The sequence below is a fragment of the Kitasatospora sp. GP82 genome, assembly GCF_029892105.1.
Lineage (GTDB): Bacteria > Actinomycetota > Actinomycetes > Streptomycetales > Streptomycetaceae > Kitasatospora.
In genome coordinates, this window is sequence record NZ_JARZAJ010000042.1 from 30,305 (window position 1) to 54,979 (window position 24,675).

General features: G+C 71.2%; 23 protein-coding genes. 18 read left to right on the top strand and 5 right to left on the bottom strand.

Going from position 1 to position 24,675, the window contains the following annotated elements:
* Positions 1 to 117: 117 nt before the first annotated feature.
* From P3T39_RS30210 to P3T39_RS30245, 8 genes are all read left to right on the top strand, one after another.
* Positions 118 to 1,239, top strand: a complete 1,122-nt coding sequence (locus tag P3T39_RS30210; RefSeq protein WP_280702389.1) for a cytochrome P450 — start codon at positions 118 to 120, stop codon at positions 1,237 to 1,239.
* Between the two features lie 44 nt (positions 1,240 to 1,283).
* Complete coding sequence (locus tag P3T39_RS30215; protein ID WP_280702390.1) at positions 1,284 to 1,484, top strand: ferredoxin; 201 nt, start codon at positions 1,284 to 1,286, stop codon at positions 1,482 to 1,484.
* Positions 1,481 to 2,860, top strand: coding sequence for an NAD(P)/FAD-dependent oxidoreductase (locus P3T39_RS30220; protein ID WP_280702391.1), 1,380 nt, complete (start codon positions 1,481 to 1,483; stop codon positions 2,858 to 2,860). The genes P3T39_RS30215 and P3T39_RS30220 overlap by 4 nt, the downstream gene beginning before the upstream one ends.
* A gap of 28 nt (positions 2,861 to 2,888) precedes the next feature.
* Positions 2,889 to 3,746 (top strand): LLM class flavin-dependent oxidoreductase, encoded by an 858-nt coding sequence (locus P3T39_RS30225; protein WP_280702392.1) that lies wholly within the window; start codon positions 2,889 to 2,891, stop codon positions 3,744 to 3,746.
* The gene (locus P3T39_RS30230) at positions 3,746 to 5,047 is read left to right on the top strand and encodes an FAD-dependent monooxygenase (RefSeq protein WP_280702393.1); all 1,302 of its coding nucleotides are present in this window, start codon (positions 3,746 to 3,748) and stop codon (positions 5,045 to 5,047) included. The genes P3T39_RS30225 and P3T39_RS30230 overlap by 1 nt, the downstream gene beginning before the upstream one ends.
* Positions 5,044 to 5,916 (top strand): NAD(P)H-binding protein, encoded by an 873-nt coding sequence (locus tag P3T39_RS30235; protein WP_280702394.1) that lies wholly within the window; start codon positions 5,044 to 5,046, stop codon positions 5,914 to 5,916. The genes P3T39_RS30230 and P3T39_RS30235 overlap by 4 nt, the downstream gene beginning before the upstream one ends.
* A 147-nt stretch (positions 5,917 to 6,063) precedes the next feature.
* Positions 6,064 to 6,801 (top strand): TenA family transcriptional regulator, encoded by a 738-nt coding sequence (locus P3T39_RS30240; RefSeq protein ID WP_280702395.1) that lies wholly within the window; start codon positions 6,064 to 6,066, stop codon positions 6,799 to 6,801.
* A 23-nt stretch (positions 6,802 to 6,824) separates the two neighbouring features.
* Positions 6,825 to 8,417 (top strand): FAD-dependent monooxygenase, encoded by a 1,593-nt coding sequence (locus P3T39_RS30245; RefSeq protein WP_280702396.1) that lies wholly within the window; start codon positions 6,825 to 6,827, stop codon positions 8,415 to 8,417.
* A 61-nt stretch (positions 8,418 to 8,478) separates the two neighbouring features.
* Here the strand turns inward: P3T39_RS30245 and P3T39_RS30250 are convergent, their stop codons facing one another.
* Entirely contained in the window at positions 8,479 to 9,171 is a 693-nt protein-coding gene (locus P3T39_RS30250) for a class I SAM-dependent methyltransferase (protein WP_280702397.1), read from the bottom strand.
* Between the two features lie 12 nt (positions 9,172 to 9,183).
* Positions 9,184 to 11,040 (bottom strand): asparagine synthase (glutamine-hydrolyzing), encoded by a 1,857-nt coding sequence (gene asnB, locus P3T39_RS30255; RefSeq protein WP_280702398.1) that lies wholly within the window; start codon positions 11,038 to 11,040, stop codon positions 9,184 to 9,186.
* 206 nt (positions 11,041 to 11,246) lie between these two features.
* Between asnB and P3T39_RS30260 the strand changes: the two genes are divergently transcribed.
* A complete protein-coding gene (locus P3T39_RS30260; RefSeq protein ID WP_280702399.1) occupies positions 11,247 to 12,308 on the top strand; it encodes an ArsR family transcriptional regulator in 1,062 nt (353 codons plus the stop codon).
* Between the two features lie 98 nt (positions 12,309 to 12,406).
* The gene (locus P3T39_RS30265; RefSeq protein ID WP_280702400.1) at positions 12,407 to 13,609 is read left to right on the top strand and encodes a cytochrome P450; all 1,203 of its coding nucleotides are present in this window, start codon (positions 12,407 to 12,409) and stop codon (positions 13,607 to 13,609) included.
* A 56-nt stretch (positions 13,610 to 13,665) separates the two neighbouring features.
* On the opposite strand, the gene P3T39_RS30270 is transcribed toward P3T39_RS30265, so the two are convergent.
* A complete protein-coding gene (locus tag P3T39_RS30270) occupies positions 13,666 to 14,115 on the bottom strand; it encodes a hypothetical protein (protein ID WP_280702401.1) in 450 nt (149 codons plus the stop codon).
* A 123-nt stretch (positions 14,116 to 14,238) separates the two neighbouring features.
* Between P3T39_RS30270 and P3T39_RS30275 the strand changes: the two genes are divergently transcribed.
* The 5 genes from P3T39_RS30275 to P3T39_RS30295 all read left to right on the top strand — a co-directional run bounded on the left by P3T39_RS30275 (position 14,239) and on the right by P3T39_RS30295 (position 18,491).
* Entirely contained in the window at positions 14,239 to 14,859 is a 621-nt protein-coding gene (locus P3T39_RS30275) for a PadR family transcriptional regulator (RefSeq protein ID WP_280702402.1), read from the top strand.
* 144 nt (positions 14,860 to 15,003) lie between these two features.
* On the top strand, positions 15,004 to 15,687 hold the full coding sequence (locus tag P3T39_RS30280; protein ID WP_280702403.1) for a TenA family transcriptional regulator: 684 nt from the start codon (positions 15,004 to 15,006) through the stop codon (positions 15,685 to 15,687).
* Positions 15,684 to 16,940 (top strand): cytochrome P450, encoded by a 1,257-nt coding sequence (locus tag P3T39_RS30285; RefSeq protein WP_280702404.1) that lies wholly within the window; start codon positions 15,684 to 15,686, stop codon positions 16,938 to 16,940. The genes P3T39_RS30280 and P3T39_RS30285 overlap by 4 nt, the downstream gene beginning before the upstream one ends.
* A gap of 40 nt (positions 16,941 to 16,980) precedes the next feature.
* On the top strand, positions 16,981 to 17,736 hold the full coding sequence (locus tag P3T39_RS30290) for an SDR family oxidoreductase (RefSeq protein ID WP_280702405.1): 756 nt from the start codon (positions 16,981 to 16,983) through the stop codon (positions 17,734 to 17,736).
* Positions 17,721 to 18,491 carry an SDR family oxidoreductase gene (locus P3T39_RS30295; RefSeq protein ID WP_280702406.1) on the top strand — a complete coding sequence of 257 codons (771 nt, stop codon included), beginning with the start codon at positions 17,721 to 17,723 and terminating at the stop codon, positions 18,489 to 18,491. Before P3T39_RS30290 ends, P3T39_RS30295 begins: the two co-directional genes overlap by 16 nt.
* A gap of 62 nt (positions 18,492 to 18,553) precedes the next feature.
* Here P3T39_RS30295 and P3T39_RS30300 read toward each other — a convergent pair whose 3' ends face one another.
* Positions 18,554 to 20,053, bottom strand: a complete 1,500-nt coding sequence (locus P3T39_RS30300; RefSeq protein ID WP_280702407.1) for an MFS transporter — start codon at positions 20,051 to 20,053, stop codon at positions 18,554 to 18,556.
* Positions 20,054 to 20,335: 282 nt separating this feature from the next.
* Between P3T39_RS30300 and P3T39_RS30305 the strand changes: the two genes are divergently transcribed.
* Both P3T39_RS30305 and P3T39_RS30310 read left to right on the top strand, forming a co-directional pair.
* Entirely contained in the window at positions 20,336 to 21,088 is a 753-nt protein-coding gene (locus P3T39_RS30305; RefSeq protein WP_280702408.1) for an SDR family NAD(P)-dependent oxidoreductase, read from the top strand.
* Positions 21,089 to 21,226: 138 nt separating this feature from the next.
* Positions 21,227 to 22,843, top strand: coding sequence for a right-handed parallel beta-helix repeat-containing protein (locus tag P3T39_RS30310; protein ID WP_280702409.1), 1,617 nt, complete (start codon positions 21,227 to 21,229; stop codon positions 22,841 to 22,843).
* A gap of 67 nt (positions 22,844 to 22,910) precedes the next feature.
* Here the strand turns inward: P3T39_RS30310 and P3T39_RS30315 are convergent, their stop codons facing one another.
* Positions 22,911 to 24,131 carry an NAD(P)/FAD-dependent oxidoreductase gene (locus P3T39_RS30315; RefSeq protein WP_280702410.1) on the bottom strand — a complete coding sequence of 407 codons (1,221 nt, stop codon included), beginning with the start codon at positions 24,129 to 24,131 and terminating at the stop codon, positions 22,911 to 22,913.
* 203 nt (positions 24,132 to 24,334) lie between these two features.
* On the opposite strand from P3T39_RS30315, the gene P3T39_RS30320 reads away from it, so the two are divergent.
* Positions 24,335 to 24,675 (top strand): S-adenosylmethionine synthetase N-terminal domain-containing protein (locus tag P3T39_RS30320; RefSeq protein WP_280702411.1); only part of this gene is annotated, 341 nt, incomplete at its 3' end.

The window sequence follows — 24,675 nt, forward strand, 5'->3', positions numbered from 1 at the left end:
GGCCGTGACCGAGAGTTGCGTGTAGGAGAGGGCGGTTCACATATGAGTTCGTCGTGCCCCGTCGGGTATCCCCTTCCATGGGCCCCGGCGCCGGACATACCGGAATCCTGGACGACCTTGCGCGAGCAGCCGCTGCTGGAGATCAAGCTGCCCAGCGGTGAGCCGGCCTTCCTGGTCACCTGGTACAAGGACGTGCGGCGGCTGTTCGCCGACGAGCGGCTCAGCCGCAACACCTTCGGCCGGGCCTCGCGGGTCTCCGCCAGCAACGACCTGTTCGGCGATCCCAACATCGACAACGACCCGCCGCGCTATCTGACCGAACGCGCCGTGGTGATGCGGGCGTTCAGCGCGCGCCGGATCGAGGCACTGCGCGAGGTCGTCAGGCGGATCGTCGAGGAGCTGCTGGACGCCATGGAGGCGGGGCCGCGACCGGCCGAGTTGATGGAGGCGTTCGCCTACCCGCTGCCCATCCTGGTGATCTGCCACATGCTGGGCGTTCCTCCTCAGGACCGCCCCAAGTTCCGGCGTCTGATCGACGGCTTCCTGTCGGTCACCCGGCTGCCGGTGGACGAGGTCGAGGAGTGCCGGCGGCAGTACTGGGACTACCTGACCGAGTTGATCGACTCCAAGCGGGCCGAGCCGGGCGACGATCTGATCAGCGAGTTGATCGAGATCAGCCGCGAGGACCCTGCGAGGCTGACGGACTACCAGTTGCAGCACTGGGTCAAGACGCTGCTGATAGCCGGCTATGTGACCACCGCCTCCCAACTGGGCACCAGTATGGCCGTGCTGCTGCACCGGCCGGAGGCGACCGCCGAACTGAAGGCCGACCTGTCGCTGGTGCCGTCCGCGGTCGAGGAGCTGCTGCGCTACCAGATGATGGGGACGTCGCTGGGGACGCTGCGGTACGCGGTCGAGGACATCGAACTGCTCGACGGCACGACCGTCATCCCCAAGGGCTCGACCGTGCTGTTGTCCCAGGAGTCCAACATGGACTCCGAGGAGTTCGACGACCCGCTGACCCTGGACATCCGCCGGACGGACAACCACCATCTGACGTTCGGCGCGGGCATCCACTTCTGTGCGGGCGCCGCCCTGGCCCGGATGGAGCTCCAGGAGGCCACCGAGGCTCTGCTGCGCCGGTTCCCGGGGCTGCGGCTCGCGGTGCCGGGCGAGGAGCTGAAGCGGCCCGTCGGCGGCTTCCTCGCCGGCTACGCCGAGATCCCGGTGAGCTGGTGACGGCCATGGGCTCCCTGCGGGTCTCGGCGAGCCGGGACAGCTGCGTGACCAGCAGCCTGTGCGTCTACCGGCTGCCCCAGGTGTTCGACCAGGACGCCGAGGGCCGCGTGGTGGTGGTGGACGAGGAGCCGCCGGACGAGCTGCGCCGTGAACTGCTGCGTGCCCGGCGCGGCTGCCCGACCCGGTCGATCCGGGTCGAGGGGCCGGGCGTCGGCGACGACGAGGACGGCGGCGGTGCGCAGTGACCGGGACACCGCTGCGCGTCATCGTCATCGGTGCCGGCACCGGAGGCATGGCGCTGGCCCACGGCCTGCGCCGGGCGGGCTTCGACGTCGCGGTCCACGAGCGCGACCGCACCCGCAGCGCGGGCCTGCACGGCTACCGGGTCGGTATCGGCCCCGACGGCAGCCGCGCCCTCAAGCGGCTGCTGCCCCCCGAGCTGTACGAGACCTTCAAGGCCACCTGCGCCCGCCCGCCCCGCCACTTCGTCATGCTCACCGAGCGGCTCCGCTCCAGCATCGAACTGCCGGTCCGCCCGGCGGTGGACGAGGAGAGCGGCGAGCGTTCGGTCAGCCGGATGACGCTCCGCCAGGTGCTGTTCACCGGCATGGAGGACGTCGTCCACTTCGACCGGACGTTCACCCACTACGAGAAGCTCCCCGACGGCCGGGTCACCGCCCACTTCGAGGACGGCAGCCAGGACACCGGCGACCTGCTGGTGGCCGCCGACGGCGTCGGCTCCCGGGTGCGCAGGCAGTACCTGCCGCACGCCCGGGTCGAGGACGCCCGGATCGTCTCGATCGCCGCGAAGCTGCCGATCACCCCCGAATCCCGGGCCCTGCTGCCGGAGCACGTCCGCGAGGGCATCGGACTGGTCCTCGGCCCCAAGGGCGGCACCTGCATCCTGCACACCATGGAGTTCCCGTGGGACCGGGAGGGCCGCGTCAAGGACGGCATCGGCGGCAACGACGCCGACCTGGTCGAGCAGTGGCCCGGCCTGCTGTTCGACAACACCCGCGACTACATCAACTGGGGCTTCTGGGCCTCCACCGACAAGTTTCCGCCCGACGTGATGAAGCGCAGCGGCCAGGAACTGATCGACCTCGTCCTGGAGATGACGCCCGGGTGGCACCCCGACCTGCGGGAGCTGTTCCGCCTGGGCGACCCCAGTACCTGCTTCCCCATCAATATCCGCACCTCCGTTCCCGTCCCGCAGTGGCCCACCACCAACATCACCCTGCTCGGCGACGCCATCCACACCATGACGCCCGGCCAGGGGGTGGGCGCCAACACCGCGCTGCGCGACGCCGCACTCCTCACCCGGAACCTCACCGCCTTCCGAGACGGCCGCCTCGGTCTCCACGACGCCATCCGTGACTACGAGACCAAGATGATCCGCTACGGCTTCGAGGCCGTCCTGGCATCGAAGAAGCAGACCGGCGGCGACCAGCCGATCCACAAGCCGTACGTCGGGCGGCTGGCGCTGGCCGGCCTGCGCTCGTACTTCTTCGTGGCCTCGCGGGTGCCGTCCATGAAACAGAGGATGGCGGACGCCATGCACACCTACCGGGGCGGGGACCGGGACGACGACGTCCCCCCCGGCCCGATCCCCGGCCAGTGACACCCGCCCACAGCCTGAGGAGCAACATATGGACATCGGGGTTTGCCTGCCGATCGGCGTGCCTGGCGCCCGGGGCAGCGAGTTGATCGAGTTCGCCCGCCGGGCGGACAGCCTCGGCTTCAGCAGCCTGACCGTCACCGACCGGGTGGTGTACGACAGTTACGACAGCATCGTCGCGCTCTCCGCCGCCGCCGCGGTCACCACCCGGATCAAGCTCGTCACGGCCATCCTGCTGCCCGCCTACCGGCCCAGCACCGTTGAACTGGCCAAGCAGCTCGCCAGCCTGGACCGGCTCTCCGAGGGCCGCCTGGTGATCGGTGTCTCCGCCGGCATGCGCGAGGACGACTACGCCGCGACCGGTACCGACTTCGGCACCCGCGGCCGCCGCCTGGACACCATGCTCCAGGAGCTCCGGGAGGTCTGGGCGGGCAGGGGCCCGACACCCGGCGTCGGCCCCCGCCCCGTCAACGGCGACATCCCGCTGTGGGGCGGTGGCCACTCCCCGGCCGGTATGCGCCGCGCCGCCCGGCACGCGATCGGCTGGATCTCCCCCGGCGGCCCGCCGCAGCGCTTCGCCGACCAGGTGGAGGGCTTCGGCAAGCTGTGGGCCGAGGAGGGCCGCACCGGCACCCCGAGGACGGGCGCCAACTGCTATGTCGCGCTGGGTCCGGACGGCAAGGAGCACGCCCGCGAGCACATGCTCGGCTACTACGCCTACATGGGGAAGCTGGCCGAGCACCTGGCGGCCGGCGCCATCACCGACGCCGACACGCTCCGTGCGGTCGTCGACGGCTACGCCGCGGCCGGCTGCGACGAGCTGTTCCTGCTGCCGGTGACGGCCGACCCCGGCCACCTGGACCTGCTCGCGGACGCGGTACTGCGCTGATGCCCGGAACCGCACTGACTCCGGGGGCTGCGGGCCGCCGCACGACGGACCGCAGCGCCGTGGTGATCGGCGGCGGGATCGGCGGGCTGGCCGCCGCCGTCGGACTGCACCGGATCGGGTGGCGCGTCACCGTACTGGAACGTGCTCCCGAGCCGCGCGAGTCCGGCGCCGGGATCTCGTTGCTGACCAATGCCCAGCGCGCACTGGACCGGATCGGCGTCGGGGACGCGGTACGGGCGAAAGCGGCGTTCATGGCGCCCGGGGGAGAGGGCCTGCGGCTCGTCTCCGGGCGCCGCCTGCAGCCGCCGGCCGATCCGGCCTTCCTCCGCGAAAGGGGCCTGTCCCTCGCCGTGCTGCCCCGCCCCGCCCTGCACGGAGCGCTGCGCGACGCACTCCCGGACGGTGCGCTGCGCACCGGCGCCGACGTCACCGGCGTCGTCGACCTGGGGGACGCCGCCGCAGCCGTCTACCGCACACCGGAGGGCGAGCGGACCGAGCGCGGTGATGTCGTCATCGCCGCCGACGGCGCGTTCAGCCGGATCAGGAGCGCACTGTGGCCGCAGGTGCCGCCGCCCGTCTACAGCGGGCACAGCGTCTGGCGGGGCATCGCCGAGGGGATCGACAGCGCCGCCGAGCCCGGCGGCAGCACCTGGGGGCGCGGCCTGGAGTTCGGCCGTATGCCGCTCGGCGGGATGCGCGTCTACTGGTTCGCCGTCGCCAACACACCGGAAGGCCGGCGCTTCCCCGACGAACACGCCGAGGTGCGGCGGCGGTTCGGCTCCTGGCACCAGCCGATACCCGCACTGATCGCCGCGACCCCGGCGGACCGCGTGCTGCGCCACGACGTCTTCGAGCTGGTGCAGCCGCTGCCCTCGTACGTGTCGGGACGGGTGGCGGTGCTGGGCGACGCCGCGCACGCCATGACCTCCGACCTCGGGCAGGGCGCGTGCCAGGCGCTGGAGGACGCGGCCGTGCTGTGCGCGGTCCTCGCGGCGGAGGACGACGTCCCACGGGCGCTCGCGGGCTACGACGAGCAGCGCCGGCCGAGGTCCCAGTCGATCGCCGAAGCATCGCGCAGGATGGGCGAGTTCAAGCTGACCGAGCGGCGCTGGCGGCTGCTGCGGCGCAATGCGCGGATGCGGCGGACGTCGCCGCGTGAGAGCCGGCAGGGCCTGGCCACGGTGGGCGACTGGCACCCGCCCGTGCTCCCTGCGTCCGCGCCCGCGCCCGCGCCCGCGCCCGCGCCCGCGCCCGCGCCCGCGCCCGCGTCCGCATCCGTTCCGCGAGGTGAACCCCGATGATCCTGGTGATCGGTGCCACCGGAACCGTGGGCCGCGGTGTGGTGGCCGGGCTGGCCGCCGCCGGACGGCGGGTCCGCGCCTTCACCCGCGATGCCGCCGCAGCAGCAGCCGGCCTCGGCCCCGGCGTCGAACTCGCCGAAGGCGACCTGGCCAGGCCGCAGACCGTGCGCGCCGCACTCGACGGTGTGGACGGCGTCTTCGTGCTGTCGCTCGGCCCCGATGCCGCCGAGCACGAGTCGGCCGTCGCCGAGGAGGTGCGCCGCTGCCGCGTCCGCAGGGTCGTGAAGCTCTCCTCGGTCGCCGCCGACGAACCGGCGGCCGGATCCTACGGGCGCGCCCACGCGGCCGGCGAGCTGGCCTTCGCCCGTTCCGGCGCCGAGTGGACCGCGCTGCGCGCCGCCGCCTTCATGTCGAACGTCGTGCAGTGGCGGGCGTCGATCGCCGCCGAGAGCAGGGTCTACCAGACGTACGGCGACATCCCGAGGGCCGTCGTCGACCCGGCGGACGTCGCCGCGGCCGCGGTCGAGTGCCTGACGTCCGACGGTCACGGCGGGCGGATCTACCGGCTCACCGGCCCCGAGGCGCTGACAGCGCCTCAGCAGGCGGCTCGGATCGCCGCCGCACTGGGGCGGCCCCTGGAGTACGTCGAGGCGCCGCGGGAGGCCGCCGCCGAGGCGATGGCCGCCGGGGGTCTGCCGCCCGCGTTCGCGGCCGGTCTGCTGGACGCGCTCGCCGACTCCGACCCGCGCCGAGGCGGCACGCCGCTGCCGACCGTGCGGCACCTCACCGGCTGCCCGGCGGGCACCTTCGACACGTGGCTCGCCAGCCACCTGGACGAACTCGCCCCGCAGCGCGGGCCGGTGGACTGACCGCTCGACCGCCGCTCAGGTGCGGCTCAAGCCGCGCTCGATCGCGATGACCGAGTTTGGGACAGCAACGCTCTTGGTACGAAGGCCGCCGAAGGCGGCGGGAGGGGTGCGAGATGGATCTGGGTCTGTTGGACGGCCGCCCGGCCGATGGGCGCTGAGCCCGCGATGCTGAGAGAACAACTCCGGGCACGCGCGGAGCCGCTGGTCGCCATGGTCCTGGCGCACCCCTTCTGGGCGGGGCTTTGCGACGGCACGCTTCCGCCGGAAGTCCTCTGGCACTTCGCCGAGCAGGACGCCCGCTACACGGTGCCCGCCTACGCGCGGGCACTTGCCCGCACCGCCGCCGCGGCGGACCGGGACGAGCACGGCGCACTGCTTGCGGGTGCGGCCAACGCCACCTTCGAGTCGCTCACCCGGATGTCCCGCGAGCTGGCGGAGTTGTCCGGCCGGTTCGAGGGGTTGGAACCGGCCGCCGGGATAAGCCCGTTGACGCTGGCCCACACCTCTTTCATGACGGCGGTCTCGACCACGTCCTTCGGTGCCGGTATAGGTGGTCTGCTGCCCATGACCTGGTTCCACCAGAAGGTGTGTCTCGACCTGAAGGAGCGTCATGTACCGGGTGGACGCTACTCGGAGTGGATCGACCAGTACTGCCCCGAGGACGGCTTCCACGGCTATGTCGAGACCTATCTCGGGATGATCGACGACTTCGGCCGTCGGGCGCCCGACGCCGAACTCACCGTGCTCGCCGACAGCTTCCTGCACGGCGCGCGCTATGAGCTGGCCTTCTGCGAGGCAGCCTGGCGGTTGCAGAGCTGGGCCGAACCGTACCGGCAGAGCGGTGACCCGGCCCTGCCGCGCGACAGCACGAAGGGGTCGAAATGACATCGGAAAGGAATGCACAGAACGTGACTTCATACGACGAGAACGTGCCCGTACTGATCGTTGGTGGCGGCTATGCCGGTCTGGCGACCTCGCTGTTCCTGTCGCACCACGGAGTGCGCTCGCTCCTGGTGGACCGTCACGCCGGCGTGACGGTCCAGGGCCGGGCGCGCGGCATCAACCCGCGGACCATGGAGATCTACCGCCCGCTCGGCCTCGAATCGCGCATCAAGGAGGCGGGCCGGCCCTTCGATGCGGACTCGGGCGTGGTCAGGTGCGAGAACCTGAGCTCCGAGTGGCACTGGATCATGCAGCAGGACTCGCCGCGCGCGCTGCCGGAGCTGACCGCAGGCGAGTTCGGCATGGCCGACCAGAGCACCGTGGAACCGGTCCTGGCCGAGGCCGCGCGCGCCAAGGGCGCCGAGATCCGGCACCACACCCAGTGCGTGTCCGTCGAGCAGGACGACGACGGTGTCACGGCGGTGGTCGAGGACCGCGCGACCGGGCAGCGGCGCACCGTGCGGGCGCAGTACCTGGTCGCCTGTGACGGATACCGCGGCACCATCAGGGAGAACCTGGGTATCCCGCGCACCGGTCGGGGCGTGATCCGCTCCTACGTGTCCTTCGTCATCAAGGCCGACCTGTCGGACCTCATGGAGAAGACGGCGCTGTTCTGGATCATCGGCGGGAACGGTGTGGCCGGCGGCTTCGTCACCCACGCCGTGCCCGGCCAGTGGGGCGTCGCCCTCACCTACGACCCGGACAAGGAGTCGCCGGAGGACTTCACGATCGAGCGGTGCGTCAAGGCGGCCCAGGGGCTGATCGGCCGCGACATCCCGGTCGAGGTCCTGGACAAGGCGGCGTGGGAGGAGGCGGTCGGCGTCGCCGACCGGTACCGCAGCGGCCGGGTCTTCCTGGTCGGGGACGCCGCACACGTGTGGCCGCCGGCCGGTGCGCTGGGCGCCAACTCGGCGGTGCAGGACGCCCACAACCTGGCGTGGAAGCTCGCCGCGGCGCTCAAGGGGCAGGGCGGCGACGCCCTGCTGGACAGCTACGAGGCCGAGCGGCGCGCCGTGGCGGTGGAGCTGGCCGACCTCACCGTCCGCAGCCAGGAGTCGCGGTTCGGGCCCACCCCGCAGGAGGACCCGCTGGAGCCCACGCTGTGCATCCTGGCCCAGCGGTACCGGTCCACGGCGATGATCGGTGCCGAGCACACCGGTGTGATCGGTGAGACGGTGGAGCAGCAGGCCAGGCCCGGCACCCGCGCGCCGCACCTGTGGCTCGACCACGAGGGCCGCCGCATCGGCGTGCACGACCTGTTCCACGACACCTTCACCCTCCTCACCGGGCCGTCGGGCGACGAGTGGAAGCGTGCGGCGGCCACGAGCGCGGAGCAGGCGTCCGTGCCGGTGCGGGCCTACCGCGTCGGTCCCTCCTCGGCCGGCACCGAACTGGTCGACGTCGAGGGCAACTGGGCGGCCCGCTACCGCCTCGGCCACGGCGGCGCGGCGCTGGTCCGCCCCGACGGCTACGTGGCCTGGCGCAGCGAGGAACTGCCGGAGGACCCGGCGTCCGCGCTCACCGACGCGCTCCACCAGGTCCTCGGTACCAAGGCCTGACGCCTGCCAAACGCGAAGGCGCCGATCCCGTTCGCGGGATCGGCGCCTTCACCTTTCGGGGTCAGCCGGCGGTGGCCCGGAAGAGGGCGACCGCGCCGCGGATCCGTACCTGGTACTCGGGGAAGTACTTGGCCAACTGCCGCTCCAGGCCGTGCGGATCGTCGCCCTGGTTCTGGAAGTTGCCGCGCCGGTGCTGCTCCAGCAGCAGCTTGTGGGTGAACCTGTTCATGGGGACGCCCTCGGCGAGGACGGTCGTCCCGAACAGTACGCCCCCGGGCCGCAGCGTCTCGGCGACGTGCCGGAGGATGACGCCCTTGCCGTCCCAGCCGCCGGGAATGGTGTGGAACACCAGGTTCATCGCGGCCGAGTCGAAGTGCTGCGCGGGCAGCGGCAGCGGGTGCATCAGGTTGGCCTGGCAGGTCTGCGGCCGGTAGCGGGAGAGCCGGCGGGCCGACATCTGCAGGCATTCCTCGCTGAGGTCGAGCAGGGTGATCTCGGGGTCCGGGGTGGGGAACCGGCAGCGGTCCACGAAGTATCCGGTGCCCGGCCCGATGTCCAGGTGCCGCGCGCCGACCGACGTGTCGTAGAGCCGCCGCATCACGTGGGCCGGGCAGCGCCACACCGCCGAGCAGAACAGCCCGAGCACCCATTTGTCGTAGATCGCGAGTTTGCCGCGGGTGTACACCTCCTGCGCGTGCGCGATCCGGGGATCCAGCTGCCCGGAGAGGGGAGGGCCGTCGGCCAGGTCGGTCATGTCGGTCTCCAATCAGATCGCCAACTCGACGTTGTAGCGGGTCAGCCAGGTGTTGAACTGCAGCGCCATCTCCAGGTGCATACGGCTGGGCCAGTCGTGCGCGTCGCCGGGGTTGCGCAGGGTGCGCCGCACCGCGTCGAGGTTCAGGTACGGCAGGATCGGCGCGCTGTCGTCGGCGACGAGCGCGGCCAGCTCGGCGTGGAGCATCCGGGTGTACGCGGGGTCCTGGGTGACCGGCCAGGGGCTCTTCTTGCGCTCCAGCACGGAGGCGGGCAGCAGGTCCCGGGCGACGGCGCGGAGGATGGACTTCTCCTGGCCGTCGAAGGTCTTGAGGCTCCACGGGGTGTTGTAGAGGTACTCGACGAGCCGGTGGTCGGCGTAGGGGAGCCGCAGCTCCAGGCCGTGCGCCATGGAGAGCCGGTCGCCGCGGTCGAGCAGCATGGGCAGCCACCGGGTCAGGGTGAGGAAGCCGATGGTGCGCATCCGGCTCTCCTCGGGGCTCTCCCCGTCCTGGTGCGGCGCCTGCGCCGCCGCCTCGCGGTAGGTGTCGGCGTAGTGGCCGCGCATGTCCAGCTTGTCCAGGAAGCCGATGCCGAACAGGTCCCTGCCCTGGCCGCCCCGGTTGCTCGGGTGGAGGCCCTCGTTGACCACCCAGGGGAAGGTGTCGGCGTTCACGCACTCCGGCTTGAACATCCAGTTGTATCCACCGAAGATCTCGTCGGCCACCTCGCCCACCAGGGCCACCGTGGAGTGCGTCTTGATCTCGCGCGCGGTGAGGTAGTTGGAGGTGTCCATGTCGCCGAGGGTGGACGGTCCGTCCTGCGCCAGTACGACCTTCAGGCGGGTCTCCCGGTCCATCAGGGTGTCCGGGCTGAGCCTGATGTTGACGTGGTCGGACGACAGGTGCTGGGCCACCTCGACCGCGTAGGGCTCGTCCGGCGAGAAGCGCACGTCGTCCCGCTGGAACTTCTCGACGTAGTCGTCGAAGGTGGTCACGAAGGTCCGGATCCGCTCGCCGTCCAGCTTCCACCGCCAGCCGGCGGCGATCGCGGTGACGGTGCTGGAGTCCAGGCCGCCGGAGAGCGCGGTGCACAGCGGGACGTCCGCCACCAGTTCGCGCAGCACGATGTCGTGGAGCAGCGAGCGCACCGTCTCGACGGTCTCCGGCAGGTCGTCGGTGTGCGGACGGGCCGTCAGTGTCCAGTACGTGCCCTCCCGCACCCCGTCGCGTCCGATGGTGAGGGTGTGGCCGGGCAGCACCTCCCGCATGTCGCGGAACACCGCCTGGCCGGGCTGCTTGGCGACGGAGAACAGCTCGCGCAGGCCCTCGCCGTCGACGACCGGGCGGACTCCGGGGTGGGCGAGCAGTGCCTTGGGCTCGGAGCCGAAGAGAACGCCGTCGGCCAGCCTGGTGTAGAAGAGCGGCTTGACGCCCAACCGGTCGCGGACCAGGACCAGTTCGTCGCGGCGCACGTCCCAGATGGCGAAGGCGAAGATGCCTTCGAGGCGCTCGGCGAAGGAGGGTCCCCACTCCAGGTACGCCTGCACCACCACCTCGGTGTCGGTGCGGGTGCGGAACCTGCGGCCGCGGGCCTGCAGTTCGCTGCGCAGCTGCTTGAAGTTGTAGACCTCGCCGTTGTGGACGATCACGGCCGCGGTGCGGCCGTCCTCCTCCACCGTCAGCGGCTGCGCGCCGCCGGCCAGGTCGATGACGGCGGTGCGGGTGTGCCCGAGCGCGGCACTGCCGCTCAGCCACAGGCCCTGGCCGTCGGTTCCCCGGCCGGCCAGGGCATCGGTCATTGCCTGTAGCACCGGCCGCTCGTGTGAGAGGTCGTGCCCGAAGTCCACCCAGCCGGCGATGCCGCACACGGGCGTCTCCTTCCGTCGATTGTGGTACCGCGTCCTTCGCGGGGACACCCCGGCCCCCGAGGGGCAGCGTGCAGGGGGAGGTTCGAGTAATCCTCGACGGCCGGTGGACCCGGTCGGCCGGGCCGTTCGACCGCAGCACCATCCGGGTTCGAGCGGCCGCCGGAAGCCTGTGTGCGGCTGGAGTGCCGGACGAGAGGTGGACGCTGATGAACTCGCAGGGCAGTACTCCCGACGGGCGAGGCATGGCCGGGTGGTTCGACCCGGGCCTGCCGCCGCGTCAGCAAGTGCTCGGATTCGTCTACGCCAAGTGGGCCATCGGGGCGCTGCGGGCGGTCGTCGAGGTGAAGGTGCCGGACGCACTGGCCGACGGCCCGCGCACGGTGGCCGAGATCAGCGCGGCGACGGGCACCAACGCGGACGCGCTCTACCGGGTGCTGCGGGCGGTCGCCGCCGCCGGGGTGCTCCAGGAGCGTGCGGACGGCCGCTTCGCGCTGACGCCGGTGTCCGAAGGGCTGGTGTCGGACGCCGAGGGCGGCATCCGCGACATGTTCCTGTTCGCCTCCGACCCCATGCTGTGGCGGCCGTACGAGAACGTGGCGCACACCCTGCGGACCGGTGAGGCGGCGTTCGTCCGGGCCTTCGGGGCGCCGTTCTACGAGTACACCAAGGCGCACCCGGACAAGGCGGCGGTGCTGGACCGGGCGATGCTGCAGAACCGCTACCCGGGCATGGACCGGATCTTCGACGAGTTCGACTTCGGCCGCTTCGGCCGCATCGCGGACGTGGGCGGCGGCCGGGGCCACTTCCTGGCCGAGCTGCTGCGCCGCCATCCCGGGACCACCGGTGTGCTGGCGGACCAGGAGCACACGGTCGCCGAGGCGAAGGAGATCTTCGACGGCTCGGGTCTGGCGGACCGGGTCACCGTCGTGCCGACCGACTTCTTCGTCGAGGTGCCGTCCGGCTGCGACGCGTATTTCATCAAGAACACGCTGCACAACTGGGACAACGACAAGGCCGTGCTGATCCTGCGGAGCATCAGGAGGGCCATCGGTGACACCGACGCACGTCTGCTGATCGTCGAGAACCTGCTGCGGGGCCCGGGGGAGTGGGACATCGGCAAGCTCATCGACGTCGAATCCCTCGCCGTGCTCGGCGGCCGCGAGCGCGGTCGTGAGGAGTGGAACCGGATGGCCGAGGAGGCCGGCTTCGCGCCCGCCAACGACCCGGTGCCCGGCGACGTCGCGCTGCTGGAGTACCAGCCGGTGTGACGCGGTCCTGGGACCGAGACCCCTCGAAGGCTCTTTGACCCCGGTCGACCGTGACCCCGGTCGATCGGTGCTGGTCGCTTTCAACGAATAGGTGTGCCATGTCGATGCCGCTTCCCGACCCGATGATCCTGCCGTCGCGGCGCAGTTGCCCGTTCGATCCGCCCGAGGAGTACGCGCGGCTGCGTGCCGAGCGGCCGATGAGCCGGCTGCGGCTGCCGGGCGGCCGGATCGGCTGGCTGGTCACGCGCTACGAGGACGTGCGCGCCGCACTGGCGGACCCGCGGACCAGCCCGCCGCTGATCCAGGTGACACCGGCCACCGAACTGCCGCTGCCGGAAACGGAACTGGAGGTCCCGCCCGGGGTGTTCTCCGCTCTGGACCCGCCGGAGCAGAGCCGCTACCGGCGTCTGGTGAGCCGCTATTTCACCCGCAAGCGGTGCCGTGAGATCGCGCCCCGGCTGGAGCAGATCATCGACGAGCAGCTGACCGCGATGATCGACCACGGGTCGCCGGCGGACCTGGTGCAGTGGTTCTCGCAGCCGATCCCCACCCGGGTGATCACCGAGATGCTCGGCATCACCGAGCAGCAGCGGCCCGACTACCAGCGGTGGATCCTGGCGATGCTGTCGCTCGACACCGGGCCCGAGCAGCTGCGCGAGGCCAGGGACGGGCTGTACGGGGGGTTGGGCGAGCTCGTCCGGGCCAGGCGTGTGGAGCCACGGGGTGACATCCTCAGCGACCTGCTCCACGGCGACACGCCGCTGAAGGACGACGAGGTCGTGGGCATCGGGGCGCTGCTGCTGATCGCCGGTCTCGAGACGACCGCGAACATGCTGGGGCTCGGGGCGTTCGCGCTGCTGACGAACCCCGCTCAGGCGGCGGCCCTCCGGGCCGACGAGGGGCTGCTCGACGTCGCGATCGAGGAGCTGCTGCGGTATCTGACGATCGTTCAGTTCGGTCTGACCCGCACGGCGCGCGAGGACCTGGAGATCGCGGGCCGGACGGTGCGGGCGGGGGAGACGCTCATCGTGTCGCTCGCGGCCGCCAATCGCGACCCGGAGCTGTACACCGATCCCGACCGCTTGGACCTGCGCCGCGAGCAGGCGCCCCATCTGGCGTTCGGGCACGGTGTCCACCAGTGTCTCGGTGCCCAACTCGCCCGTGTGGAGATGAAGCTGGCATTCGGCGCGCTGCTGCGCCGACTGCCGGACCTGCGCCTCGCGGTGCCGCCCGAGGAAGTCCCCACGGCCGGCGAGGACAAGGTGTTCTACGGCGTGCACTCGCTTCCGGTCGCCTGGTAGGCGCCGAGTGGCCGGGTCCGCGGCTCAGGCCGCGGACCCGGCCACTCGCATGCCGGTCAGCGTGCCCGCGACGGGTCGTCGACCGTGGTGTTCCGGCCCTCGCGGCGGGCGGCCAGCGCGTCGTCGAGGTACTCGCGGGAGAGCATCGCGGAGATGATCGCCACACCGCCGCGGTGGATGCGGATCTCGCTGTTGACGGCCGTGCCGTACAGGTGGATGCGGCGGCCGGCCTTGCCGGTGGGCCCCTGCGCGTCCTTGAGCCGCCCCTTCGCGGGCCAGCTCACGTCCCAGTGGTCGAGGGTGTCGCCGTCGGCGATCAGCAGCTTGACGGTGGTGTGGTGCAGGTCGAGGTGGAACTGGACGTCGTCGGGGACGTCCGGGGAGCGCAGGTCGAGGACGATGCTCGCGTCGCGGCCGCGGACGTCGAAGCTGTCCGCCGTCGTCCAGTTGCCCAGCCGCTTCGTCACGGTGTGGTCGGCGAGGATGCGCTCGGTGGTGTTGGTCATCTCGGTGGGTCCTTCCCCGGTCCGATGGTGCTCCCTGTGCTGACACTCATAGAGTTGCACCAAAACTAGTTGCAAGTCAACTAGTTCGTCGGAGACTGGTGACGCGAAACGTACGATGCGCCCATGACCGATGCACCGCTGCGCAGCTCCCCGCTCGCCCTGACCGTCCTGTCGCTGCTGCACTACCAGCCGCTGCACCCCTACGGCATGCAGCGGCTGATCAAGCAGTGGGGCAAGGACCAGGTCGTCAACGTCAACCAGCGCGCGAGCATCTACCGGACCATCGAGCGTCTGCTGTCCGCCGGGCTGGTCGAGGTCCACGAGGTCGGGCGCGACCAGCAGTACGCGGAGCGCACCCTCTACAAGGTCACCGAATCCGGGCGCCGGGTCACCCGCGAGTGGCTGCTGGACATGCTCGGGACGCCCAAGCAGGAGTTCCCGCAGTTCCCGGTGGCGCTGTCCTTCGCGCTCATGCTCACGCCGGACGAGGCACTGGCCGTCCTGGAGCAGCGCGCGGGCATCGTCGCCCGGACCCTGGCGCAGCTGGACGCGGCGTCGGCCGGCGAGGGCGACGAAGGACTCAGCCGGGTGGTGATGCTGGAGACCGAGTACCAGCGCACCATGGCGGCGGCCGAACTGCGCTGGCTCACCTTGGTGGTCGAGGACCTGCGGGCCGGCCGGTTCACCTGGTCCTGGGAGGAACTGACGGCCCTCGCAGGACCCTCGTCGCCCCTCGACGAGTAGGCCTGGCCCGACCCTGCGCCCCTGAGGAGTGCACGACCGCCCAGGACCCGGTTCGACAGGCTGTCGAGCCCGGCACCAGGCACCTTCGAGCACGCGTCCCTACCGTCCAGGTCGAGCGCGGACGACGTGGCGAGAGGGAGTGCGATGCTGCAGCAAGAACTCGCGGAGATCTGTGAACCGGTGCTGCACGAGGTGCTGAACCACCCGTTCTGGTCCGGACTGCGGGACGGAACGCTGCCCGGCGAGGCGCTGGCCCGCTTCGTCCGCCAGGACACCGGATTCCTGCTGCCGTCCTACGCCCGAGCCCTGGCCCGGTGCGCGGCGGCCGCACCCGACGACGCGGACACCAGGCTGTTCGGACAGTCCGTCGTCGGCACCCTGGAGGCCCGCGACGGGCTGCGCGAGGCGTACACCGGCCTCGCCGGCGAGCTGGGCCTGCCGGGGCTGGAGGAACGCGCCCCCGTCGAACCGGCCGTGGTGGCGCACACGGCCTTCTTCACGGCCGCCACCGAGACGTCCTTCCACGCCGGCCTGGGCGCGGTGCTGCCCATGGTGTGGTTCAACGCCGAGGTGTCCGACCACCTCAGGGACAACGCCGAGCCGGGCACCCGCTATGCGCCCTGGATCGCCGCCTACCACCCCGGGGAGTCGTACCGGTACGCGGTGCGGGCGTTCCTCGACATGGCCGACCGGGTCGGTGACCAGTCCCCGCCCCGGCTGCGCCGGCTGATCACCGATCACTTCTCCCGAGGCATCCGCCACGAACTCGCCTTCGCCGACTGCTGCGCCGCTCTGCCCGCGCAGTCGGCAGGAAAGGGCGCGCTGTGACCACCCAGGCTGCGACCACCCAGGCTGTGACCACCCAGGCTGTGACCACCCAAGAGCTCGACCTGATGGATCCGAAGACCTTCGGCAACGGGATCCCCCACGACCACTTCCGCCGGCTGCGCCGGTCCGACCGCCTGATCAGGGGCACGGACACCGACGGCGAAAGCCTCTGGCACCTGGTGCGGCACCGGGACGTCGCCGCGGTCTCCCGGGACGCCAGGACCTTCTCGTCCAGCCCGACCACCATGACCTCGATACGGAAGGTGGACCCCAGCCCGCCCATCATCACCTTCCTCGACAGCCCCGAGCACACCCGCATCCGCAAGCTGACGTTCAAGGCGTTCGCCCCGGCCCGGCTGGCCGCGCTCCAGGCGCCGATCCGCCGCATCGTCGACACACTGCTCGCCCAGGCCCGCGACAAGGGCACGTTCGACCTCGCCGAGGACATCGCGCTGCGCCTGCCGTTCGAGGTGCTGCTGGAACTGCTCGACATCCCGCACGAGGACCGCGACAGCATGCTCGGCTGGGCCCGGCAGACGGTGAACCTCGGCGACGAGGAGTACGACGGCGACGGCACCGCGGGCCAGGACTCCTTCCAGAAGATCTACGAGTACCTGCTGGACTTCGCCCGCCACCGCGCCGAGCACCCCACCGACGACTGCTTCTCGCTGCTGCTGGACGCCCGTCTCAACGGCGCCGGCCGGCTCGGCCTGCCGGACAGGCTCACCGCGGACGAGGTCGGCCTGTTCGCCTCGACGCTGATCACCGCCGGCAGCGAGACCACCTACTGCTCCGTCACCGGCGGTGTCCTCGCCCTGCTGGACTTCCCCGACCAGCTCGACCGGCTGCGCGCCGACCGGAGCCTGCTGCCCTCCGCCACCAACGAGGTGCTCCGCTGGGTCACCCCGGTGACGCACTTCGCCCGCCGGGCCGTCACCGACACCGAGGTCGCCGGGCAGCCCATCGCCGAGGGCGAGCGGGTGGTGATGTGGTACAGCTCGGCCAACCGGGACGAGGAGGTCTTCACGGACCCCGACCGCTTCGACGTCGCCCGCACGCCCAACCCGCACCTCAGCTTCGGCGGTGGCGGCCCGCACGTCTGCATCGGCAACGGCCTGGCCGTGATGGAGCTGCGGCAGTTCCTGGAGGGCGCCGTGGACCTGCTGCCGCAGCTGGAGATCACTGCCCCGCCCGTCCGCCCTGAGACCAACTTCATGAACAGCGTCAAGCACCTGCACATGCGCTTCCGCTGACCCGGCAGACACCTGGAGACCGTGACGTGGACGTGAACCAATGACCGCCGGTACCGACGAGCACTCGGCGGCCGAGCCCCGCACCGCCCTGATCACCGGCGCCAACCGGGGCATCGGCCGTGCCGTCGCCGCCGAACTGCACCGCAGGGGCCTGGGCGTGGTGCTGACCGCACGCGACGCCGAGGATGCCCGCGCCGCAGCCGGCGACCTCGGTCCCGGCGCGCGCTGGCACGCCCTGGACACCACCGAGCCGGACAGCGTCAAGCGCGCCGCCGAAGCGGCCGGACCGCTCGACATCCTGGTGTGCAACGCCGGTGTGCTCCTCGACGCGCGCACCGACCCGCTGACCGTGCCACTGGATCTCGTCGAGCGCACCCTGCAGGTGAACCTGCTGGGGACCTGGCGGGTGATCCAGGAGTTCGTGCCGTCCATGGTCGGGCGGGGCCGCGGCCACGTCCTGATCATCTCCAGCGGTACCACGGCGGAGTTCGGCGGGCGGCTGTTCGCCGGCACCCCCGGCTACTCGCTCTCCAAGAGCGCGCTCAACGGACTGACCACGATGCTGGCCACCCTGACCGAGGGCACCGGCGTCCGGGTCAACGCCGTCAACCCGGGACGCGTCCGTACCCGCATGATGCCGACCCAGCAGCAACTCCCCGAGGACGCGGCGCGGTTCATCGCCGACGTGGCGACGCTCCCGGACGACGGGCCGACCGGCCACTTCTTTACCGAGAAACGCAGCTTCACCGAGAAACCCGAACCCATCCCACAGGAGAGCCCATGCAATTCGACCTGACCGGCAGGAAAGCCGTCGTCACCGGAGCCGGCAGCGGGATCGGACTGGCGTGCGTACGGGCCCTCGCCGCCGCCGGCGCCCAGGTTCTCGGCGGCTCCCGCACCGTCGGCCCGGAGCTGCTCGCCGCCACCCCGCACACCCTCACGGTGGACCTGGTCACCGAGGAGGGGGCGCAGACCCTGGTGAAGCACGCGCTCGCCGAGTTCGGCGGCATCGACATCCTGGTCAACAACGTCGGCGGCGGTGTGAAGCTGGCCGCCGGCTTCCTCGACATCGACGACGACACCTGGCGCGAGGCGTTCGAACTGAACGTCCTCACCGCGATCCGCACCACTCGTCAGGCGCTGCCCAGCCTGGTCGAGCGCCAAGGGGCCGTCATCAACATCGGATCCATCAACGCCACCCTCGCCGACCCCCGGCTCGGCCACTACTCGGCCGCCAAGGCCGCGCTCGCCACCGTCGGCAAGTCGCTCTCCGCCGAGTACAGCCCCAAGGGCGTCCGGATCAACACCATCTCGCCGGGGCCGGTGCGGACACGGGTGTGGACCAATCCGGAGACCGCGCGCAGCGCCGGGCTCACACCGGAGGAGTTCATCGAGGCCGTGCCGAGGATGACCGGCCTGTCCACCGGCCGGATCATCGAACCCGAGGAAGTCGCCACCCTGGTCGTCCTGCTGGCATCCGGCAAGGTGCCCAGCATCACCGGCTCCGACTACTCCATCGACGCGGGGATGAGCCGCCCCGCCCTCCGATGACCCCTTCGGCCCGAGCCCTTCCGGGCCCTTCCGGCGGACGCCCGCCGGAAGGGCCCGTCGGCCTAGGCCCGGGTGTCCGCCGGTATCTTCGGCTGCGCGGGGAAGCCGTGGTCCTGGCGTGTCCCCGCCGCCCGGCCGCGCATCAGGAAGGCCGTCGCGAACGCGGCCGCCAACAGGCCGGCGGCGAGCCAGAACGTCACCTGCAGAGCTCCGTCGACATCTCCGTGACGGTCGGTCATACGGCTGAAGAAAACCGTGCCCAGCAGGGCGACCCCGATGCTGTTGCCCAACTGCTGGACGGAGTTCAGCAGTCCGGAGGCCGCACCGGTCTCGGGGAGGGAGACCATGGTGAGGGCGATGTTGTAGTAGGGGGTCAGCACGCCGCCCATGCCGAGTCCGAGGAGCACCAGCGGCGGCAGCAGCTGCCAGGTGGTGACCGCGTGGTTCCGGGAGACGACGGCGATCACCCCCACGGCCCCGGCGACCAGCAGCCCGAGCCCGCCCTGCAAGGTGCGCAGGCCGCCCCACCTGCGGACCAGCACCGCCCCGGCCACGGCGGAGCCGACGGCGGAGCCGAGCGTCCACGGCACCATGGCCAGACCGGCGCCCAGAGCCGTGAAGCCGTGCCCGGTCTGGAGCTGCACCATGAGGGCGAGCATCATGCCGCTCAGCGCGAGGTAGTACAGCACACCCACCCCGAGCGCGGCGACGAACCGGCTGTTGCGCATCAGCCCCGGCTCGATCAGGGGTACGCGGCCCGTCCTGGCCCGGCGGCTCTGGTGCAGGCCGAGGACGGCGAGAACCGGCACCGCAGCGGCCATGCTGACGAAGCACCAGGCGGGCCAGCCGGCTTGGAGCCCCTGCATCAGGGGGTAGGCGACCAGGACCATCGCCCCGGCGGCCAGCACCGTGCCGATCCCGTCGAGACGGCGCGCCCCGGCCCCGTCGGCGGGCCGGACGTCGGGGATGAACCTCCATCCGCCGACGATCGCGACGACGCCCAGCGGCACATTGACGAAGAAGACGGCGCGCCAGCCCGGCCCGAACAGACTGCCGGTGGCCAGTGCGCCGCCCAGGACGGGGCCGACGATCGCGGCCGTGCCCACGACCGGGCCCATCAGGCCGATGGCCTTGGGCAGTTCACGCGGCGGGAACAGCTCGCGCATGATGCCGAGGCCCTGGGGGACCATCACGGCGGTGCACGCGCCCTGCACGATACGGACCGTGATCATCATCTGCGGGTCGACGGACAGACCGGCCAGCAGCGACGCGAGGGTGAACCCGACGGTGCCGGCCAGGAACATCCGCTTGCGGCCGAAGATGTCCCCCAACCGCCCACCGGTGATCAGCAGGGAGGCGAAGGCGAGGGTGTAGCCGGCGGCCATCCACTGGAGGTCCGCGTAGCTGCCGTGCAGCCCGGTGCGGATCACCGGGGCGACGGTGTTGACCATCATGCCGTCGAGCAGGTCCATGCAGTGGGTGGTCAGGACCGCGGCGAGGGCGAACCAGCGCAGTCGGCCGGTGGCCGGTGCGGCGGTCGCTCTTGAGGCAGGGGCAGTCACGGGAGTCCTTTCGTCGAACAGCGCTCGAAGTGGCGCGAACTGTGCCCTCGTTCGCTTCAGAACCGGTCAAGGACCGCGTGGAGGCGGCCTTGAGGGGGCCTTGAGGCAGCGTGTCCACTCCTGGGCGGCAACCGCCCCGGTCGGGTGGTCGCACCGCCGAGGGTCCTTCGCCCTCCAGCGCGGCTCCAGCGTGATCCAAGCCGCTCTCAAGTGCTGTTCCCGAGGGTGTGGGTGCCGGCTTGGCTGTCGGTGCCGCGCCGCAGGAGCACGAGGGGAAGCGTCATGGATCTGGGTTTGGCGGACAGGCGGGTGCTGGTCACCGGTGCCACGAGGGGAATCGGCCGGGCGACGGCGAAGGTTTTCGCGGAGGAGGGCGCGCGGGTCGCGATCACGTACCACCGGTCGGAGACGGCGGCCAAGGAACTGGTCGAGGAGCTCGGCGGCGCGGACCGCGCCTGCGCGCTCCGCTACGACCTGGCCGATCCGGTGTCGATCGCGGAGACGGTACGCGCGGTCGAGGACCGCTGGGGCGGGGTCGACGTCGTGGTGGCCAACGCCCAGACCTGGGTGTGGATGAACCCCGAGGACATGGTGCCCTACCAGGACTTCCCGATGGACTTCTGGCTCAGCCGCTACCGGGAGAACGTCGAGGGGCACCTGTGGACGGTGCGCCAGGCCCTGGGCGGTATGCGCGAACGCGGCTGGGGACGGATCGTGCTGCTGTCGTCGGTCACCGCGACCCACGGCAACCCGGGCTCGGAGATCTACAGCGCGGCGAAGGCGTCCCTGCACGGCTTTGTGCGCGGGCTGATGTGGACCGGTGACGGCGTGCTCGCCAATGTGGTCGCGCCCGGCGGCACCCTGACCGAGAGTCTGGACGCGGTCGATCCCGAGCTGTTGAAGAAGGCCGTGGCCGAGACCCCCAGCGGCCGCCTGACCACCGCGGACGAGGTGGCCCGGCTGATCGTCTTCCTCGGTTCCGCAGCGAACGGGAACATCAGCGGCCAGGTCGTCCACCCCGCAGGCGGACGCTGAGCCGCGGGCTCGAGTCCTTTTCAGCCATCGCTTGAGCGATCGTCAGCCGAGTCACTCCATCCTCGCTGACACCACGCCTGCCGCCCGAAACCGCGGGCGGGCCGTGATCGCCACGTTCACAGTCGTAGGAGCATTGGTATGGGTATTACCTGGAGTTCGAACAGCGCGCGGCGTGCGGCGTCGCGCCGGAAGCCGCCAGGGCGCAAGGACGCCCTCGGTGCCGGCCTGAGAATGGCGGTCGGCCTGTCCCTGTGCGTCACACCGCTCGTCGCCGCCGCACCGGCCGGCGCGGCCCAAGCGGTCCGCTCGGGCGGCCAGCAGTACTACGTCGACTGCTCCGCAGGGAACGACGCGGCGGCCGGGACCTCGTCGGGGGCCGCGTGGCGCACCCTCGCCCGGGTCGACCAGGCCACCTTCCAGCCCGGCGACTCCGTACTGCTGCGCAGCGGCACCACCTGCACGGGTGTCCTGTCACCGCACGGATCCGGCACGGCGAGCCAGCCGATCGTCGTCAACTCGTACGGCGGCACCGCGCGTGCGGCCATCGACGGCGGCGGCGCCCGCGCGGCGGTCTTCCTCGAAAACGTGCAGGGCTGGGAGCTCCGCAACCTCGACATCTCGGACCGGGTCACGGCGGACGGCACCGCGCGCACCGGCATCTACGTGCTCCTGACCGACTACGGCACCGGCAGTCACTATGTGATCGACAACGTGAACGTGCACGACGTGACCGGTATCGACAGCACCGGGCCCGACTCGCAGGACAGCGGCGGCATCGTGCTCAAGGCCGCCGGGTCGAAGACCGCCACCGGCTTCAACGGGATCCAGGTGTCCAACAGCACCGTCTCGGGTACCGACGGCTACGGCATCGCCACCGAGTCGCAGTGGTCGAAGCGCACGCTGTTCCCGGGGGGCGAGAACACCTTCGTGCCGATGACCGGTGTGCGGATCACCGGGAACCACCTCTCGAACATGGGCGGTGACGGGATCGTCGTCCAGAACGGCGTCAACCCGTTGATGGACCACAACGTGGTCGACGGGTTCGGCCTGCGCGCCACCGCGTACCACTCCGGGGTCTGGGCCTGGAACTCGGACAAGCCCGTGATGGAGTACAACGAGGTGTCCCACGGCGCGAGTTCGCCGCCCATGATGGCCTTCGACGTCGACGGTGCGGACTCCGGCGTCGTGTACCAGTACAACTACAGCCACGACAACGGCGGCGGGTTCGTGACCTTCTGCGATGCGCCGGGGCAGCTGACCGACGGTGCGACGGTCCGCTACAACGTCAGCGAGAACGACCACGACGCCACGTACAACGGCATCACCTTCCCGGTCGTCTTCAACGGCTGCGGGGTCACCGAGACCAACATGGCCTTCTACAACAACGTGATCTACTCCACGGTCGCGAAGGCACTCATCGGCAACTACGGCCAGACCTCGGTCGCGTACCGCAACAACGTCTTCTACGGCAGGTCGGACGGTTCGACGATCACCGACTCGGTGGGCACCTTCGACCACAACCTCTACTACAACATCAACCCCGTGCCGGCCGGCGACCTGCACGCGGTGAAGGCGGACCCGCTGTTCACCGCTCCCGGCACCGGTAAGTGGGGGTACCGGCTGAAGTGCGGCTCCCCGGCGATCGGCGCGGGCGTACTGATCAACGACAACGGCGGCTACGACTGCTACGGCACCCCGGTGCGCAGCGACGGGGCGCCCAACATCGGCGCCTTCCAGGGAGCGTGCATCGAGTAGGACCCTCCGGCGGTACCGGACGGGCGGGGCGGACCATCACCGGTCCGCCCCGCCCGTTCCACCGTTCTCAGCCGTTGGCCTTCTTGATCGACCACTGGGCGATCCGCAGCGACATCTCCACCCCCTCGGTCGCGTACTCGACCATGGCCTTCTGGTACTCCGCCACCGCGTCCAGCAGCTCGCGCTCCCCGCGGTCGACGGCGGCCAGCAGCCGGGTCAGCGCCTCGGCGTCGCGGATGGCGGTGTTGGCCCCCACGCCGCCCGACGGCGGCATCGCGTGCACCGCGTCGCCGAGCGGCACCACGGGGCCGGTCTCCCAGGCCTCCACCGGCCGGGTGGCCCGCAGCGGCACGGCGAAGGTGGTCTCGGGCTGAGCAAAGGCGAAGATCTCCCGCAGGTCCGGGTGCCAGCTCCTGGTGCGGTCCATGACCAGGGCGCAGAGCTCCTCGCCGCCGAGACCGAAGAACTCCTCGTCCGTGACACCCAGATCCTCCCGGTGCACGTTGAAGACCGACATGTAGTAGTCGTCGCTGTCGACCAGCCCGGCCTCCGGCCACAGCCGCGCGGCGGCCTGCGAGGGCCGCTCGCGGAAGAGCATCGGCATCAGACCGAGGTGGTGCCCGTCGGTGCCGATCACATAGCTGAAACGGTCCTGGAGCGCCTCCGGCAGGCCGGCCGCGATCGCCGCGTCCCTCGGGATCCGCGAGAAGATCGTGCGGATCCCGAGGTCCTGCGGCACATCCCGGGGCCGGAGCCCGGCCCGTACCCGGGAGTTGGTGCCGTCCGCGGCGACCAGCACGTCGCCCCGGGCCGAACTGCCGTCCTCGAAGTGCGCGATCACCCCGCCGTCGGCCGTCTGCTCCAACTGCTGGAAGTTCTTGCCGAAATGGACCACCTCCTCAAGACCGGCCAGCAGGATCCGGCGCAGCGTCACCCGGTCGACGGCGTCGATCTTGTCGGGCAGCTCCGCCCGGGGATCCTCGAAGGCCGGTGCCCACTGCTCGACCAGGTGCTCGTCGTAGGCGACCAGACCGCTGTCGTCCCGGGTGTTCGCGGTCGCGGACAGCAACTCCGCCAGCCGGTCGGGCAGGCAGGCCCGCAGACCGGCCTCGCCCTCGGGGCTGATCCGCAGCCGGTAGCCCTGCCGCCGTCCGTCGGCGGACTCGTCGCGCTCGTACACCCTGACGTCGACACCGGCCTGCCGCAGCCCCTGGGCCAGGCAGAGTCCGCCGATACCGCCGCCGATGACCAGGACCCGGATGGGTGATCGGCTTGTCCGCATAGCCATCGACACCTCTCTCCACTACTTCGTACGGGGACCTTGGCACCGTGCGGTGCACCGCTCGGGTACGGCTTGAGGCTCTCGCCACCCCGGGTACCTCGACCCGCATCCGAGCCGGATTGAAGCCGGGCTGAAGCCGGACTGAAGAACGCCCTCCCACGCTGTGCAGGCCCCACCCCGTCCACGGCCGTCGACCAACCGGAGGAACCGTGTCCCGTCGTCTCTTCACCTCGGAGTCCGTGACCGAGGGGCACCCCGACAAGATCGCAGACCGGATCAGCGACACCATCCTGGACACCCTGCTCCGGCAGGACCCGACCTCCCGGGTCGCGGTGGAGACCCTGATCACCACCGGCCAGGTGCACATCGCCGGTGAGGTCACCACCTCCGCGTACGCGGACATCGCCACCCTGGTGCGCGAGGCCGTGCTCAGGATCGGCTACGACAGTTCCAAGAAGGGCTTCGACGGTGCCTCCTGCGGTGTCTCGGTGTCGATCGGCGCGCAGTCGCCGGACATCGCGCAGGGTGTCGACACCGCGCACGAGCACCG